The following is a 15,490-nucleotide window of genomic DNA, read 5'->3' on the forward strand; positions in this document are numbered from 1 at the left end:
ATGGACGCGGCGACCGAGATCCTGGTGAACATCGCCGACCTGCTGTGGTCGGCCCCCATGGCGTACACCGTCCTCGGCCTCGGCGCCGTCCTCACCCTGGCGATGAAGGGCGTGCAGTTCCGGCGCATGCCCGACATGGTCCGTCAGCTGCGAGAGGGCAGCGACGTGACCGGCGGCCTCTCCTCGTACCAGGCCCTGGTGATGGCGCTCGCCAGCCGGGTCGGCGTCGGCAGCATCGCCGGCGTCGCCACCGCCATCGGCGCCGGCGGCCCGGGTGCGCTGCTGTGGATGGCCGTCACCGGCCTGGTCGGCTGCACCGTCGGGTACGCCGAGGCGACGCTGTCCCAGACGTTCAAGCGCCGGGTCACCGACGAGGACCGCCGCGAGGCCGGCGAGGACATCGGCGGCATGCCGTACTACATCAGGCACGGCCTCAACCTGCCGAAGGTCGCCGCACTGATCGCGCTGCTCGGCCTCGTCGGATACGGCTTCCTCTTCCCGGGCTTCCAGGTGAGCACGATCGCGGCCAGCTCCGAGCGCGCCTTCGGGATCCCGCCGATCGTCCCCGCGCTCGTCGTCACCGCCATGATCGGCGCGGTGATCTTCGGCGGCACCACCCGCATCGTCAAGGTCACCCAGGTGCTCGTGCCGTTCCTGGCGGTCGGCTACCTGATCCTGGCCTTCACCGTCATCGCGGTGAACATCGAGGCCGTCCCCGAGGCGATCTCCCTGATCGTACGTTCCGCCTTCGGGCAGGAGCCGATGCTCGCCGGCATGGCCGGTGCCGCCGTCGCCTGGGGCGTACGTCGCGCCGTCTTCGCCTCCTCCAACGGTCTCGGCGAGGCGACCTTCGCCGCTGCCGCGGCACGCACCTCGCACCCGGGCAAGCAGGGCCTCGTGCAGACCTTCAGCATCTACATCGACGTGCTGCTGATCTGCATGGCCACCGGCCTGATGATCGTCGTCTCCGGGTCCTACAACGTCACCGACGCCTCGGGCGCGGTCCGGATCGACAACCTGGGCGACGTCCCCGTCGGCCCCAACTGGGTCCAGGCGTCGATCGACACGCTCGCCCACGGCTGGGGCGCCGGGTTCGTCGCGGTGGCGGTGCTGCTCTTCGGCTTCGCCTGCCTGCTCGCCTACTTCTACGTCGCCAGCTCCAACCTGCTGTACCTGGTCGGCGGGAAGAAGTCGCCGGGCTGGTCGCTGGTCCTCAAGCTCGGCACGCTCACCATCGTCTTCCTCGGCGGCATCGTTCCCGCGGAGACGATCTGGGCCATCGGCGACATCGGCCTCGGCCTGATCACCTGGGTGAACCTGGGCTCCCTGGTCATGCTCGCGCCCCTCGTCTACCGGATCTACCGCGACTACGAACGCCAGCGCGGGCTGGGTCTCGACCCCACCTTCGACCCCCAGGCCCTCGGCATCAAGGGCGCCGACTTCTGGACCGAGTCGCACGAGTCGGCAGCCGCCCAGGCTCCGCGCTCGTAGGACCGCATCTCCTGACGCCCCGCCCCTCTGAGGATCGCCTCTGGGGATCGGGGCGTCAGGCGACGTGACGGCTCCGGAAGGAGGTCGGCGAGGTGCCGTGGAGGCGTTTGAAGGCGGCGCTGAGGGCGAACGGGTTGGCGTAGCCGACGCGGGCGGCGATCGCCGACAGGGTCAGGTCCGTGCCGACCAGCAGGTCCGCCGCCAGGGCGAGCCGCCACCGGGTCAGGTACGCCAGTGGCGGCTCGCCGACCTGCTCGGTGAAGCGCCGGGCCAGGGCGGCTCGCGAGAGACCGACCTGCTCGCCGAGGCCGGCGACCGTCCACGGCAGCTGCGGGTGCTGTTCCATCGCCCGCAGCACCGCGGCCACCGCGTCATCAGCAGGAAGGGCCGGGGAGGCCGCGAGCACCTCACGCACGGCCTTGACCACGAGTACGTCCAGCAGCCGGTCGAGCAGGGCCGCCTGGCCGGCCTCCTCACGCACCAGCTCTGCCGCCAGGAGGTCGAGGACGGCAGTGTCGAAGCCGCGCAGCACCACGCTGGTCGGCAGCCGGGACAACAGCAGCGAGCCCACCGACGTCTCGCGCTCATAGGTCCCGATGAGCATCACGGTCGCCTCCGGCGAGCGACTGTTTCCCCAGGTGCGTACGCCCAGCGCCAGCTCCTCGGCCAGCAGCGCGCCGTTCGGGTCGACGCAGACCTGGCCGGGCAGGATCCGGATGTCGGCGGGGCGATCGGCCGAGTCGGCGATGACATAGGTCGCCGGCCCGCGGCACACGATCACATCACCCGCGGCCACCTTCTGCGGTCCCTCGCAGCCGGTGAAGACCGCCGCGCCGCGTGCGATCGCGATGACCGTGAGCGGCACCTCGTCCTCGGCGGTGATCGACCACTCCCCGGCGAACACGGCCTTCAACAGGAAGGCGGCCTGGGCCCGTGGACCATCCATGAGCAGATCCAGCGACGACATGAGTGAGACGATAACGCATCCTGCCTGGAGTCACACGTATTCCATCGTCGCTCGCGGCAGACCAGATTAGAGGCATGACAACTCTCATCACCGGCGCCACCGGCAAGACCGGCCAGCGCGTCGCCCACCGCCTCCAGACCCTCGACCACGACGTACGTGCCGTCACCCGCCACTCGATACCCCGGTTCGACTGGCACGACCGGAGCACCTGGGCCGAGGCCGTCGACGGCTGCGACTCGGCCTACCTGACCTTCCAGCCCGACCTCGGCCTGCCGGGGGCCGACGAGATCATCGGCGCGTTCGCCGCCCAGGCGGTCGCCGCCGGCTGCACCCGGCTGGTGCTGCTCTCCGGCCGCGGCGAGGACGGTGCCCAGCGCGCCGAGCAGGCGATGACGGCCTCCGGCGCCGAGTGGACGATCCTGCGCTCGGCCTTCTTCCTGCAGAACTTCACCGAAGGTGCGTTCGCCGACGAGCTCGCCGCCGGGTCGCTCACCATGGTCGAGCACACCGTCGCCGAGCCGTTCGTCGACGCCGACGACATCGCCGAGGTCGCCGTCGCCACCCTCCTCGACAAGGGCTACGTCGGCCGGGTCCTGGAGCTCACCGGGCCGCAGCTGCTCACCTTCGAGGAGGCCGCGCGCGCCGTCGGCGGGCCCGGCGTCGCGTACCGCTCCGTGCCGACCGAGGACTACATCGCGGTCCTGACCGAGGCCGGGTTGCCGGCTGCGGACGCGGCCGGGCTGGCGTACCTCTTCGAGGAGGTGCTCGACGGACGCAACGCGTACGTCACCCAGGACATCGAAACGGTCCTGGGCCGCGCGGCTCGGAGCATCGACGGTCTCGCCGGTGGTGAGCAGTCATGAGCGAGGTCGTACTCACCGGCGCGAGACTGCTCAACGGCATCACCGCGGGCATCTACATCGCCTTCCTGGTCGCCTTCATGCCGGCGCTGCACGGCCAGCCCGACGAGGTCTACGCGCGGGTCATGAACCGGCTCAACGTGGTCATCGTCAACCCGGTGTTCCTGGCCTTCTTCCTGGGCGCCCCGCTCCTGGCCCTGCTCCTCCTCGGCTGGCACCGGAGCCCGCTCGCCATCACCGCCGCCTGCCTGTCCGTCGCCGCCGTCGTCATCACCTTCGCGGCGAACCTGCCGCTGAACGACGCCCTGGCGAACGGCGGCGCCGTGTCCGCGTACGAGAAGCCGTGGCTGATCTTCCACACCCTCCGGACCCTCACCGCGACCGGTGCCTTCGTTCTGCTCAGCCTGCCCGGGACGCTCGCCCGGACCTAGCAGCAGACGACCTGCTGCACCGTGAACAGGGTGTCCTCCTGGCGCTGCATGTTGACGTAGCCCTGGTCCACCCAGACCACCCGGAAGAGCCCGTCCCCGAGGTCCTCGACCCGGCGCTCGCCGCCGGCGTCGAGGTCGTCGAGGATGTGGTAGTAGAAGCCGTCGCCGGACGCGTCGCCGGTGCAGGCCCAGGCGGCCGGGTCGTCGAGGTCGGGGATGTAGAGGCCCGCGGCCTCGCAGTCACCTGCCTGGAGCGCGTCGACGAACTTGACGGCCGCGGTCTCCGCGCCGCTGACCGGCTGTCCGGCGGCGGTCTCCTCGCCGCCGGCCGGATCCTCGGCCGAACCGCCGCGCGCGACGAACCAGGTCGCGGCGCCACCCAGCACCAAGGCGACGACAACGGCGGCCGCGACGAGGACGGCGTTGCGCCGGCTACGCGTGGGCGGCTGCGGCTGCGTCGGGGACGGCGACGGCGACGGCGAGCGGAGCATGGTCTGCTCAGCATGAGGAGGCGGAGGAGGTACGGCGACCGCACGCCCCGCGGCCGCGGCGGTCAGCGCTGTGGCAAAGCTGCCCGCGTCCGGCCAGCGATCCTCTGCCCTCGGCTCCAGGGCGCGCATGATCACCGCGGACACCGTCGCCGGCACGGGCGCAACCGTGCCGAGGTCCGGAACTCGGGACACGACCGTCAACGCCGGCGCGGGCGAGCGCCCCGCGAACATCGCCCACGCGACCGCGCCCAGGCTGCGTACGTCGGCACGATGGTCGATCGGCAGCGACTCGTCGAACTGCTCGGGCGCCATGTAGGCGGGCGTCCCGATCTGCCGGGTCACCTCCGAGTGCTGGTCGAGCGCGCGGGCCACGCCGAGGTCGGCGACCATCGCGCGCAGCCGCCCGTCGGAACCACCGGCGAGCAGGATGTTGGCCGGCTTCACGTCGCGGTGGATCACCGAGCGTGCATGCAGAGCGTCGAGGCCGGCCGCGGCCTGGGCCACCAGGTCGGCCACCAGCAGCGGCGGCATCCCCTGCGGGTGCTGGGTGATCAGCTCCGCGACGCTGCCCCCGTCGGCGTACGCCATCACGAAGTAGGGCGCACCCGTCGGAGTCTCACCGATGTCGTGGACCGAGACGACGTGGGGCGAGTCGACCGACCGCAGGAAGCGCGCCTCCTGCAGGAACCGCTCCCGGATGTCGGCCGCCTGCGTCCACTGGGCGCTGAGCACCTTCACGGCAACGGGCGAGTCGAGGTCCGGGTCGTGGTAGAGCCACACCTCGGCGAATCCGCCGGAACCGAGCGGCTTGACCTGGCGCAGGCGCCCGAGCATCTGGGGAAGAGTCACCGGGACATTATGGGGGCAGGGTTGGTTTCATGGACGCGATGCAGTCGCCCTGGTGATCATTGGTTCATGCCGGTCGACATCTCCTCGATACCCGCCGGGCTGCTGCCCGCCGACGGCACGGATTGGCAGCCGGTCACGACCGGAGAGTCCGGCGCCGCGGTACTGCACGACCGTGGTCGTGGGCGTTATGCGAAGCTCGTCGCCGCCGCGGATGCTGGCGAGCTCGCTGCCGAGCGAGACCGGATCATCTGGCTAGGCGAGTCAGGCCTCCCGGCCGCGACAGTGCTCGAGTGGCGAGCCACCGAAGACGGTGCCTGCTTGATCACCAGTGCTGTTGCCGGCGTCCCGGCCGATCGGCTCGATGCGGCGGCGATCGGGCACGCCTGGGCGGCGATCGCTTCCATCGCACGGAGGCTGCACGACCTCCCCACGGCGGACTGCCCTTTCGACCGAAGGCTCGCGTCGATGATGCCGCTGGCTCGTACGACCGTGATCGAGAACCGCCGGGTCCAAGCCGAGTTCCTGCCGGTGTCGATGCAGCACGTGCAGGCGACAGAGATCCTCGGCCGGCTCGAGGACCAGCTGCCGCAGCGCCAACGTGAGGAGGAGATCGAGCGAGTCGTCTGCCACGGCGACCTCTGCCTGCCGAACATCCTCATCGACCCCGAAACGATGCACGTCACCGGACTGATCGACCTGGGCCGCCTCGGTGTCGCGGACCCGTACGCCGACATCTCCCTGCTGCTCGCCAATGCCCGCGAGACCTGGCCCGACGAAGCCACCGCTCGCCAGGCGGACGCCGAGTTCGCCCAACGATATGGAATCGAGCTCGACGCGCAGCGGCAGAGCTTCTATCTACTGCTCGACCCGCTGACCTGGCCCGCCTGAGGCGACGACCTGGGGCACACCTCCGCGCAAATGCCAACCGCCTCCGAACCAACATTTCTGCTGACTCAGAGGCGGTCTCATGTTCTGCGCGCCTGTAGGGATTCGAACCCCAAACCTTCTGATCCGTAGTCAGATGCTCTATCCGTTGAGCTACAGGCGCAGTGTTACCGAAGCAACGTGTAGAAGATTAGCGGAAGATGGTCCGTGACCAGAAATCGCCACGTGTGAGAGGATCTTGCGCCAGCCACAGCATCGGGGAGGTGGAGCGTGAGCAAGCGTCAACCCACGCCGTCCGGCGAGGAGAAGAACGTGAAGGACGAAGGACGCACGCCCAGGACGCGTGCACTGCTCGAGGCCAAGGGCATCGAGTTGTTCGAGCTCATCGCGAACCGCGGCGGGATCCCCGTGTCGGACCCACGGATCAGCGAGGACGGGGAGTACGCGGGTGCGTTGACAGCTCTTGAGGAGCTGGGGCTCGTTCGCAACCCCGACGAGGCACCGGGCACCTGGGTGACCGTCGACCCGGCGACGGTTCAGGCGCAGGTCGTCACACCCATGACCCAGGAGGGGATCAGGCTCCTCCAGGAGTCGGCCGAGTGGGCCAACGACTTCACCGCCCTGCACAGTGCCTGGCGCCGCTCGGCGCCGGCCGATCAACGTGGTGGCATGACCAGCATCCACCGGCCGCAGATCCAGCCGTTCATCGATTCCCTGGTTGCGGAATGCGAGTTCGAGGCGCTCACCGCGCAGCCGCAGGCAACGCGTGACCCCAGCGTGCTGGCGGAGACCGCCCGTAAAGACGCCGCGCTCCTCAGGCGCGGCGTGAAGATGCGGACGCTCTACCAGCATGCGGCCCGTCGCCACTCTGCGACTCGGGACTATGTCGCCGCGGTCTCACAAGCGGGAGGCGAGGTCCGAACACTTGACGAGTTCTTCAACAAGATCCTCATCTTCGATCGTCGGGTTGCGATCATCCCGGGACCCGACGGGATCGAGACGGCCCTAGCCGTACGGGAGCCTGCGATCGTGGCCTATCTGGTCGATGTCTATGAGCGATCGTGGGAACGAGCCCGCCCATTCTCCGCAGCCGACACATCGACAATGAAGGAAGTGGCCGGTGAGCAGCGGTCGATGACCCTGCGGATGCTGATCGAAGGGCATTCAGACCCCGCTGCCTCGAAACGCTTGGGCGTGAGCCCACGGACGTACGCCGGCTATGTCTCCGACCTCAAGGAGGAGTTCGGAGCGGACACTCGGTTCCAGCTGGGCTATGAGATCGGCCGCAGCGATGCCGAGGACGGCGGGCTCGACGGCAACACGCCACTACCGCGCGACTGACGCCGGTGATCTGTGTGGCCACTGATCACCGGCATCGGGTGCGGCACATCACCAACTGGTGTCGTTGTTCGCAGAGATCCAGCTGGTGTCTGCCTTGACGATCCAACTGGTGTCGGCTTGAGCCGGGGCCGAGGCGAACAAGCTGACGACGACCGTTGCAGCGGAGGCCAGAGCAAGCGCCGCCGCAGTGCGTACGAGCTTCATAGATTTCCCTTCATGGTCTCGAGGCCGCGGTGTCGCCGAGAGGCCTACCCATCCAAGTATGGTGCCAGCCGCAGGTTACGAACAACCATTGTTCCGGTGTACGAACCTCTGCGCGGCACAAAGATGCAGGTCAGAATGTGTTTGGCCCCCGTTTTGAAGGGGGCCAAACACATTGAAACTGGCGGAGGCGGAGGGATTTGAACCCTCGATGGGGTTTAAGCCCCAAACTCGATTAGCAGTCGAGCGCCATAGACCGGACTAGGCGACGCCTCCATACCGCTCGAACAGGCTACAAGAACCGCACTCCTGGGACCAATCAGGGGGCGTCGGACGAACCCGAGGTGGTGTCGAGGGGCTTGATGGTGGCCTTCAGATAGACCTGGAGATCGCGTACGAACTGCTCGCGGTCGATGCTGAGGATGGTCACCGGGATCGTGGTGGCGCCGCCCTTCTTGAGCCGCAGCTCCAGGCACGGCGTGCCTGCGGGCATCGTGGTCACGGCCTCCTGGATGTCGACCCAGCGGGCCTCGCGGACACCGGCACCCCGCACGAACGCGACCCGGTAGCCCTGGGCGCTGGCGCGCAGGACGTACGCCTTGTTGCGAAGCCACCAACCGAACCCGATCACCGCGGCGACGCCGACGACGAGCGGGAAGAAGAGCCACGCGAAGTCGATCCGGGCCGCGATCACAACGGCTGTGCCGGCGAAGACCAGGAGCGCCAGGCCGACCACGGCGGCACCGAGGAGGCGGGCCTGCACGGAGGGAGCGAGGCGGTAGTAGGTGAGCTCAGCAGATGACACGCTCTCCATTGTGGCCGACACGGGAGCCGAGAGCCGCATCGGCTTGCTCCTTTACGTGACCTAGGTCACAATCTGCTCATGACAGGTGTGCTTCCTAATATGTCGGATGCTCTTCGGGCCCTGGATACTGCAATCGCCGCTCCCCGTCCGGGGGCCAACGTCGGCCTGTGGCGCTGGTCGGTGCGCCAGCGTCTCGCGGGCGTACGTGATGCGTTGCTGGTCCTCGACACCGGTCAGGAGTGGCATGCCCTCAGCGATGTCGGCGCGCTCCGCGACCGCGGCACGCTGCTGAGCAGGCTCGCCGTCCTTGCCGACGACGTGCTCGACCGCATCGACCTCGAGGATCTGCTCCTCGAGCTGCGGCGGCTGATGATCGACGTGGATCGTCACCTGCAAGAAGTCTGAATCTGGCAGGGCCACGCCCGCGCCAACGCCCCCTCAGCCAGCTATCGCTGGCGCTCAACCTGGCAGAGGGGGCGGGATTCGAACCCGCGGTAGGTCTCCCTACGACCGCTTTCAAGGCGGTTCCGATCGGCCACTCCGGCACCCCTCCATGCGCCCGTGGGCGCGTGGGCGAGTCTAGTGCGCCTGAGGCTCAGGCGCTCAACTCGACGAGGACGTCGCCCTCCTGGACGACGTCTCCGGAGGCGACCTTGACCGCCACCACGGTGCCCGGGGCCTCGGCGAGGACCGGGATCTCCATCTTCATCGACTCCAGCAGCATGACGGTGTCTCCGACGGCAACTTTGTCCCCGGGTTGCACTCCGACGCTCATGACGTTCGCGACCATCTCGGCAGCGATCGTGGTGGGGACTCTTCGGTTCATACCCCCGAACCTATGGGTTACCGCGTGGTAGCCCCAGCCGTGGAGCGCCTCAGAGCAGCGCGTGGGTGCGGCCGGGCTCGGGGCGGACAGCGCTGGCCTCATCGGCCTCACGCGCCGCCCTGCGACCGCTGCCGGCGGCCGGCGAGCCGGTGAGCGCGAGGTCGATGCGGATGATGATGAACGCGATCACCAGGCCGATGAGGATGCTGTAGACGACCGAGAGAGCCGCTTCGGCGAGCCCGACGTCGGGGTTGAGGAACGTGCTCGCGACAGGTGCGGTGAGCGCGACACCGAAGAGGCAGACCCACCAGCCCTGGCGGCGCCGGGCGCGCATGTGGGTGCCCCAGACCAGCGCCGGGACCCCGAAGAGCGCCTGGATCGGGTGCGGGTAGCCACCGATGTGGATGCGGCACCAGCGCTGCATGTCGTCGACCGAGTCCATCAGGCCGGTGCTGCCGTAGCGGCGCAGCATCTCGGCGTAGATCAGGGTGAGCGCGAGCATCAGGCCACCGATGCCGACGATGATCGCGCCGCGCCGGCCGAGGCCGTGCAGGCCGGCACCGAGGCGGTAGACCGCGAAGAAGGCGATCGCGAGCGAGCAGGCCAGCGTTGCGTACTCGAATCGGGAGACCATCACGACCGGCTCGAAGCCGAGCGCGGCGAAGCTTCCGAGCGCGGCGATGCCGACTGCGATGAACGTCTCCCGGATCGTCTTCGGGAAGCGACGCGACGGGACGGTGGCCATCACCGCGAGGACCGCGGCCACCGATGCGACCAGAACCGCCGCACCCGTACGCAGCGCCTCGTTGTCCACGAGCACCACGACGAGCCCGGCAACCCCTGCCAGAGATCCGAAGATCAGCGGGCGGCCACCGGTGCGGTGCGCCAGCGCGAAGGTATAGGCGGTGCCGACCACGACGGCGCCGAGGCTGCCGAAGATCTCCGGGCCCAGGTCGAACGCACTGACCACGAGGCCGAGCACGCCGACGGCGAGCGCGGCCAGCCAGATCGCCCGGACGGTGCCGGCGGTCAGGCTCTCGATGAGGCCGAGGCCCGCGCGGGCGGCGCCTGCTCCGGGGACCCTCGGCTGCGCGAGGAACGAGGTCACCTTGGCGGCAGGGGTGGGCCGACCCGACGGCTCGATGTCGTAGGGCCCGGCGGGATCACGGACCGGCTCGAACTGGCCGGACTGGTAGGGGTCGGCCTGATAGCCGGGCTGCTGGACGTGGGGCGGCGTCTGCGGCGCCTGCGCCAGGCCGGTCGTGCCGAGGTAGGGAGCCGGCGTGGAGTAGGCCGGCGCCTGCCAGGCACTCGGCGGCGGCGCGGTCGGCCCGCTCAGGGCCGGCGCGGGCTCGGCCCGGTAATCCGGCGCCGGGTAGCCGCCGTAGGAGGGTTCCTCCGGTGCGGTCCGCGCGGCACGCTTGCCCGTGTAGCCGTTCGGCTCGTCGAACTGCTCGGGCTCGGCACGCCCGGCGATCCGGCGACCACCACCCGTGGAGGGAGGCTCCTGGGGCGGCTGACGCTCGTCGTACCACGCCTCGTCGGCCCAGCCGTTCTCGCTCCAGCCCGGACCGTTGCTCTGCCCGTCGAAGCTCTGGCCGGTGTCCTGATAGCCCGCCCAGTCGTCCTCCGCCCACTGGTCATATGCCAGCGCCTCGCTCGAGGTCGGCTCGACGTAAGCGGGTGTGGGTTCGCTGCGACCGGCTGCACGACGGCCACGCTTGCTCTTGTCAGCGCGACGGCGGGGGGCTCGGTCCATAACAGACGAGGGTACCGGGGAAGGGGTGAACCTAACGAGTCATCGATATCCGTTTACCGCTGTGACGGGGAGTTGTTGACGAGGGTCACATTCTGCGGTTGACCAGGGAGGGGTTGGTGCGCCGCGCCTCCTCGAGCACGGCTCGATCGATCGTCGCGGAGATGATCTCGTCGCCGTCCCCGGCCTCGGCCAGCACGTCCCCGAGAGGGTCGACGACCATCGAATGACCGCAGTAGCGAGGGGCCGACTGGGCAGCCGCCGCGATGAAGACGGTGTTCTCGATCGCGCGTGCTCGCACGAGCGTGCGCCAGTGGTCGACCTTGCGCGGACCGGCCACCCACGCGGCCGGCAGCACGATCAGCTCGGCGCCCTTCTCGACCAGGCGTCGCGCGAGCTCGGGGAAGCGCAGGTCGTAGCAGGTCATCAGCCCCGTCGGCACCCCCGCGACGTCGACCACGACGGGCTCGATCGCGCCCGCGAGCAGCGCGTCGGACTCCTTGTAGCCGAAGGAGTCGTAGAGATGGATCTTCCGGTACGCCGCCTCCGCCCCGCCCCGGACGAGCAGCGTGTTGAACGGCCGGCCGCCAGGATCACCGCTGGTCTCCAGCATCCCGGCCACCACCGTGGCCCCACGCTCCCCCGCCACCCGGGACAGCTCGGTCCCGAACGGCCCGTCCGTGCTCTCGGCGTAAGGGCTCAGGTCGGATCCCGGCTTGCCGAAGTCGCGCGCGAACACCTCCGGGAAGACGACCAGGTCGCTGTCGCTCGGCGTCAGCTCGGCCAGGAGTGACCGGTTGTCGTCGGGCTCGAGACCCGAGGCGTGCTGCACGAGGCTGATCCGGAGGCGGTTCCAGGTGGTCACCTCTCCAGACTAGAGTCCGGGGCGTGACTGCCTGGGACGAATGGGAGCCGTACGCAGCCGTGCTGCTCGCCGGAGGACGCAGCTCCCGCCTCGACGGGATCGACAAGTCCGGGATCGAGCTCGGCGGCCGCACGATGCTGGCTTGGACGCTGGACGCCGTCGTCGACGCGATGGAGGTCGTCGTCGTGGGCGACCCGGTGCACACCGAGCGCCCGGTGACCTTCGTCCGCGAGGACCCCCGCTTCGGTGGCCCGGTCGCCGCCCTGCTGACCGGCGTGGACGCGCTCCTGACCACGCGGGCGTACGTCGGGGTGATCGCCGTCGACATGCCCTTCCTGCGTCCGCGGACCCTGTCGCGGCTCCGGGAGGCGGCGTTCGGTCGCGACGGCGCCGTGCGCGTCGGGCCCGACGAGCGCCGCCAGCTGGCCCTGGTCCTCTCCACCGCACGGCTCGCCGAGGTCCGTCCCGACCACGAGGGGCAGCACGGGATGCCGTTGCGCAAGCTCCTGGCCGGCCTCGACCTCGTCGAGGTCCCGTCCGAGGGCGACGAGCATCGAGACATCGACACCTGGACGGACCTGAAGTCGATCTGAGGAATCGCCTCAGTGGCTCGCGCGCCAGCTGTAACACGCTGTTACACCGACTATCCGGTCGTTCAGAACGACCGGATAGTCCTACGAACGACGTGTTACACGACACCAGGCACACAACTCACCCCTCATGCAGCCCCCTAGTGTTGGAGGCATGCGAGCCGTCGTAGCAGAGCAGCCCGGAGGGCCTGAGGTCCTCACCGTCACCGACCGACCCGACCCGGAGCCGGCACCCGGTGAGGTCGTGATCGACGTCGCCGCCGCGGGGCTCAACCGGGCCGACCTGCTGCAGCGCCAGGGCTTCTACCCGCCCCCGAAGGGCGCCAGTGACATCATCGGGATGGAGTGCAGCGGCGTCATCTCGGCAGTCGGCGAGGGCGTCGACGAGTGGGAGATCGGCCACGAGGTGTGCGCGCTCCTGGCCGGCGGCGGGTACGCCACGAAGGTCGCTGTCCCGGCCGGACAGGTGATGCCGGTGCCGGAGGGGGTCGATCTGGTCACCGCCGCCGCGCTCCCCGAGGTCACCACCACCGTGTGGTCCAACGTGTTCATGGTCGGCGGGCTGACTCCCGACGAGACGTTCCTGGTCCACGGCGGTGCCGGCGGGATCGGCACGATGGCCATCCAGCTCGCCAGCCAGATCGGCGCCCGGGTGATCACCACCGTCGGTTCGGCCGAGAAGGCCGAGCTCGCCAAGTCCCTCGGCGCCGAGGTCGCCATCAACTACAAGGACCAGGACTTCGTCGAGGTCGCCAAGGTCTACGGCGGCGCCGACGTCATCCTCGACAACATGGGCGCGAAATACCTCGCCCGCAACATCGACGCCCTCAACCCCGAGGGCCGTCTGGTCATCATCGGCATGCAGGGCGGCACCAAGGCCGAGCTCGACATCAATGCCCTGCTCCGCAAGCGGGCCGCGGTCATCGCCACCAACCTCCGCGGCCGCCCGGTCGAGCAGAAGGCGACGATCTGCGCCGAGGTCGTCGAGCGCATCTGGCCGATGGTCGAGGCCGGCGAGGTGAAGCCGGTCGTGCAGGACGTACTTCCGCTGGCGGAGGCCGCCGAGGCACACCGGCTCATGGAGTCCGGCACCCACACCGGCAAGATCCTGTTGACCACCGCGCCGTAGGTAGGGTTGGGCGCATGACTCAGGAGCAGACCGGGGAAGTCGTGGTGATCGGACCCGACGGGCAGCCGATCGCGGTGCCCGCCGACGTACTCAAGAACGCCACCGCACCGGAGGCGAACGAGGACGAAGAGCGCGATGTGACCGACCTCGTGGAGCAGCCCGCGAAGGTGATGCGGATCGGTTCGATGATCCGCCAGCTGCTCGAGGAGGTGAAGGCCGCCCCGCTCGACGAGGCCTCCCGCAACCGGCTCCGCGAGATCCACCAGGCCTCGATCAAGGAGCTCGAGTCCGGGCTCGCACCCGAGCTGGTCGAGGAGCTGGAGCGGCTCTCGCTGCCGTTCGCCGAGCAGCAGACCCCTTCCGAGGGTGAGCTGCGGATCGCGCAGGCGCAGCTGGTCGGTTGGCTCGAGGGTCTCTTCCACGGCATCCAGACCGCCATCTACGCCCAGCAGGTCGCCGCGCGCGCCCAGTTCGAGCAGATCCGCAAGGGCCTGCCGCCGGGCGTGAGCCTCTCCCCCGAGGGTCAGCCGGCCGCCGGCCAGGGCGGGCCCCCGCAGGGCGGCCAGCACGACCACGGCGACACGTCCGGCGGGCTCTACCTCTAGCCGAGTGGCGGGATGTTCACCGAGGTAACTCGGTGAACATCCGCTTCCTTCGCGGAACTCCACGAGGAAAGCGAGCGCCGACCGAGTTACCTCGGTCAGCAATCACGGCAGCGGCCCACCGACGAGCGCGACGACCACACCCACCCCTGCCGCGAGCAGGAGCGTGAGCACGACTCCTCGCCTCAACAGCAGCAGGAGTACGCCGGCGGCAGCCAGCACCACCCACTGCCACCACTCGCTCGTCGCCATGGCCAGCGGCACCGCGGAGCCGAGGATGGCACCGATCGCGGCCGGCCCGGCGCCGTCGAGGAAGGCACGGGCGAGCGGCGAGGAGCGGAGCGCCGCGAAGTGCCGTCCGCCCGCGATGATCATCACGAACGACGGCCCGAACGCGATCACGGCAGCACCCAGCGCGCCGAGGAGCCCGGCGGCCGCGAAGCCGACGACCGCAACGGTGTGGACGACCGGGCCCGGGGTGATCTGCCCGAGCGCGACCGCGTTGAGGAACTCGGCGTCGCTCATCCAGCCGTAGCGGTCGACCGCATCTGCCTGCATCAGCGGGATGATCACGAACCCTCCCCCGTACGACAGCGCGCCGACCTTGAAGGCCGTCCACGCCAACGGCGCCGCCACCGCGGCGGTCAGCGCTCCCTGGGCCAGGACCGGCACGGTGAGGACCGACTGGAACGAGTTCGTACGCCACGGCCTCCGCATCGCGACCTCGACGAGCCCGGCGCCGATGAGCACGAGGACCACCCAGGCCCCGGTGGTCGCGGCGGCGACGGTGCCGACGAAGGCGTAGAGGATCCATCGCGGACGCGACGAGGTCCGCTCATAGGAGGACGGCACCAGCGCCCAGCCCGCCTGGACCGCGACCGCGGCGACCGCCGCGCCGGCCCCGGCACCCGCGCCGAGCACCCACGCGGGCGGGTCGCCCAGGAACAGCGCCGCCAGGGCGAGGATCAGCACCAGACCCGGCAGGATGAACGCGAGCCCGCCGACCAGCGCACCGAGCACCCCGCGAACCCGCCAGGCCGTGAAGATCGCCAGCTGGGTCGAGGAGGGTCCCGGGAGCAGGTTGCAGGTCGCGATCGCGTCCTCGAACTCCTCCGGCTCGACCCAACCGCGGCGCTCGACGACGGTCTCGCGCAGCAGGCGGATGTGGGCGGGCGGTCCGCCGAACCCGATGACTCCGATCCGGCCCCACTCCCGCGTGATCTCCACCAGCGTCGTGGTCATGACGCGCAGCGTACGGGCTCGGCGTGAAGTTGCTCAGATGTGGATCTTCTGTAACTCCAAAGTGGCGAAAAGCTGCGTCATGACCTGGTCGCGACCCCGTTTCTCTCACGTGAAGGCCGCCGGACAACGGACGGCCAGCGCCGTCCGCCGAGAAGAGGA

17 protein-coding genes and 3 tRNA genes are annotated in these 15,490 nt (G+C 69.6%); 9 read left to right on the forward strand and 11 right to left on the reverse strand.

What is annotated here, in order from left to right:
- A complete protein-coding gene (locus ACFV9G_RS13200; RefSeq protein WP_378727925.1) occupies positions 1-1,491 on the forward strand; it encodes an alanine/glycine:cation symporter family protein in 1,491 nt (496 codons plus the stop codon).
- Positions 1,492-1,546: 55 nt separating this feature from the next.
- Here the strand turns inward: ACFV9G_RS13200 and ACFV9G_RS13205 are convergent, their stop codons facing one another.
- Positions 1,547-2,458 (reverse strand): AraC family transcriptional regulator, encoded by a 912-nt coding sequence (locus tag ACFV9G_RS13205; RefSeq protein ID WP_378727926.1) that lies wholly within the window; start codon positions 2,456-2,458, stop codon positions 1,547-1,549.
- A gap of 74 nt (positions 2,459-2,532) precedes the next feature.
- Here ACFV9G_RS13205 and ACFV9G_RS13210 point away from each other — a divergent pair, with 74 nt between their 5' ends.
- Both ACFV9G_RS13210 and ACFV9G_RS13215 read left to right on the forward strand, forming a co-directional pair.
- Positions 2,533-3,321 (forward strand): NAD(P)H-binding protein, encoded by a 789-nt coding sequence (locus ACFV9G_RS13210; protein WP_378727927.1) that lies wholly within the window; start codon positions 2,533-2,535, stop codon positions 3,319-3,321.
- Positions 3,318-3,749, forward strand: a complete 432-nt coding sequence (locus ACFV9G_RS13215; protein WP_378727928.1) for an anthrone oxygenase family protein — start codon at positions 3,318-3,320, stop codon at positions 3,747-3,749. Before ACFV9G_RS13210 ends, ACFV9G_RS13215 begins: the two co-directional genes overlap by 4 nt.
- On the opposite strand, the gene ACFV9G_RS13220 is transcribed toward ACFV9G_RS13215, so the two are convergent.
- The gene (locus tag ACFV9G_RS13220; RefSeq protein WP_378727929.1) at positions 3,746-5,089 is read right to left on the reverse strand and encodes a serine/threonine-protein kinase; all 1,344 of its coding nucleotides are present in this window, start codon (positions 5,087-5,089) and stop codon (positions 3,746-3,748) included. The genes ACFV9G_RS13215 and ACFV9G_RS13220 overlap by 4 nt on opposite strands.
- Positions 5,090-5,155: 66 nt before the next feature.
- Between ACFV9G_RS13220 and ACFV9G_RS13225 the strand changes: the two genes are divergently transcribed.
- Positions 5,156-5,977 carry an APH(3'') family aminoglycoside O-phosphotransferase gene (locus ACFV9G_RS13225; protein ID WP_378727930.1) on the forward strand — a complete coding sequence of 274 codons (822 nt, stop codon included), beginning with the start codon at positions 5,156-5,158 and terminating at the stop codon, positions 5,975-5,977.
- A gap of 87 nt (positions 5,978-6,064) precedes the next feature.
- Here ACFV9G_RS13225 and ACFV9G_RS13230 read toward each other — a convergent pair.
- Positions 6,065-6,137 (reverse strand) — tRNA-Arg (locus tag ACFV9G_RS13230).
- A gap of 149 nt (positions 6,138-6,286) precedes the next feature.
- Here ACFV9G_RS13230 and ACFV9G_RS13235 point away from each other — a divergent pair.
- The gene (locus tag ACFV9G_RS13235) at positions 6,287-7,315 is read left to right on the forward strand and encodes a LuxR family transcriptional regulator (RefSeq protein WP_378727931.1); all 1,029 of its coding nucleotides are present in this window, start codon (positions 6,287-6,289) and stop codon (positions 7,313-7,315) included.
- 48 nt (positions 7,316-7,363) lie between these two features.
- Here ACFV9G_RS13235 and ACFV9G_RS13240 read toward each other — a convergent pair whose 3' ends face one another.
- From ACFV9G_RS13240 to ACFV9G_RS13250, 3 genes are all read right to left on the reverse strand, one after another.
- Positions 7,364-7,519, reverse strand: a complete 156-nt coding sequence (locus ACFV9G_RS13240) for a hypothetical protein (protein ID WP_378727932.1) — start codon at positions 7,517-7,519, stop codon at positions 7,364-7,366.
- Positions 7,520-7,698: 179 nt separating this feature from the next.
- A tRNA-Ser gene (locus tag ACFV9G_RS13245) sits at positions 7,699-7,792 on the reverse strand.
- A gap of 43 nt (positions 7,793-7,835) precedes the next feature.
- Entirely contained in the window at positions 7,836-8,330 is a 495-nt protein-coding gene (locus ACFV9G_RS13250) for a hypothetical protein (RefSeq protein ID WP_378727966.1), read from the reverse strand.
- A gap of 90 nt (positions 8,331-8,420) precedes the next feature.
- On the opposite strand from ACFV9G_RS13250, the gene ACFV9G_RS13255 reads away from it, so the two are divergent.
- Positions 8,421-8,726: a hypothetical protein gene (locus ACFV9G_RS13255; protein WP_378727933.1), complete on the forward strand. Its 306-nt coding sequence runs from the start codon at positions 8,421-8,423 to the stop codon at positions 8,724-8,726.
- 60 nt (positions 8,727-8,786) lie between these two features.
- On the opposite strand, the gene ACFV9G_RS13260 is transcribed toward ACFV9G_RS13255, so the two are convergent.
- The 4 genes from ACFV9G_RS13260 to ACFV9G_RS13275 form a co-directional block, all read right to left on the reverse strand.
- Positions 8,787-8,874, reverse strand: a tRNA-Ser gene (locus ACFV9G_RS13260).
- Between the two features lie 42 nt (positions 8,875-8,916).
- Positions 8,917-9,147: a biotin/lipoyl-binding carrier protein gene (locus ACFV9G_RS13265; RefSeq protein ID WP_091044463.1), complete on the reverse strand. Its 231-nt coding sequence runs from the start codon at positions 9,145-9,147 to the stop codon at positions 8,917-8,919.
- Positions 9,148-9,196: 49 nt separating this feature from the next.
- Positions 9,197-10,906 carry a hypothetical protein gene (locus ACFV9G_RS13270; RefSeq protein WP_378727934.1) on the reverse strand — a complete coding sequence of 570 codons (1,710 nt, stop codon included), beginning with the start codon at positions 10,904-10,906 and terminating at the stop codon, positions 9,197-9,199.
- Between the two features lie 85 nt (positions 10,907-10,991).
- Positions 10,992-11,768, reverse strand: coding sequence for a carbon-nitrogen hydrolase family protein (locus ACFV9G_RS13275; RefSeq protein ID WP_378727935.1), 777 nt, complete (start codon positions 11,766-11,768; stop codon positions 10,992-10,994).
- A 23-nt stretch (positions 11,769-11,791) separates the two neighbouring features.
- Between ACFV9G_RS13275 and ACFV9G_RS13280 the strand changes: the two genes are divergently transcribed.
- The 3 genes from ACFV9G_RS13280 (at position 11,792) to ACFV9G_RS13290 (ending at position 14,092) form a co-directional block, all read left to right on the forward strand.
- Positions 11,792-12,361, forward strand: a complete 570-nt coding sequence (locus ACFV9G_RS13280) for a molybdenum cofactor guanylyltransferase (protein WP_378727936.1) — start codon at positions 11,792-11,794, stop codon at positions 12,359-12,361.
- A 151-nt stretch (positions 12,362-12,512) separates the two neighbouring features.
- Positions 12,513-13,487 carry an NAD(P)H-quinone oxidoreductase gene (locus tag ACFV9G_RS13285; RefSeq protein ID WP_378727937.1) on the forward strand — a complete coding sequence of 325 codons (975 nt, stop codon included), beginning with the start codon at positions 12,513-12,515 and terminating at the stop codon, positions 13,485-13,487.
- A 14-nt stretch (positions 13,488-13,501) separates the two neighbouring features.
- Positions 13,502-14,092: a bacterial proteasome activator family protein gene (locus ACFV9G_RS13290; protein WP_378727938.1), complete on the forward strand. Its 591-nt coding sequence runs from the start codon at positions 13,502-13,504 to the stop codon at positions 14,090-14,092.
- A gap of 102 nt (positions 14,093-14,194) precedes the next feature.
- On the opposite strand, the gene chrA is transcribed toward ACFV9G_RS13290, so the two are convergent.
- Complete coding sequence (gene chrA, locus ACFV9G_RS13295) at positions 14,195-15,331, reverse strand: chromate efflux transporter (protein ID WP_378727939.1); 1,137 nt, start codon at positions 15,329-15,331, stop codon at positions 14,195-14,197.
- Positions 15,332-15,490 lie beyond the last annotated feature (159 nt).

It is taken from the genome of Nocardioides sp. NPDC059952 (assembly GCF_042730435.1).
Classification (GTDB): domain Bacteria; phylum Actinomycetota; class Actinomycetes; order Propionibacteriales; family Nocardioidaceae; genus Nocardioides.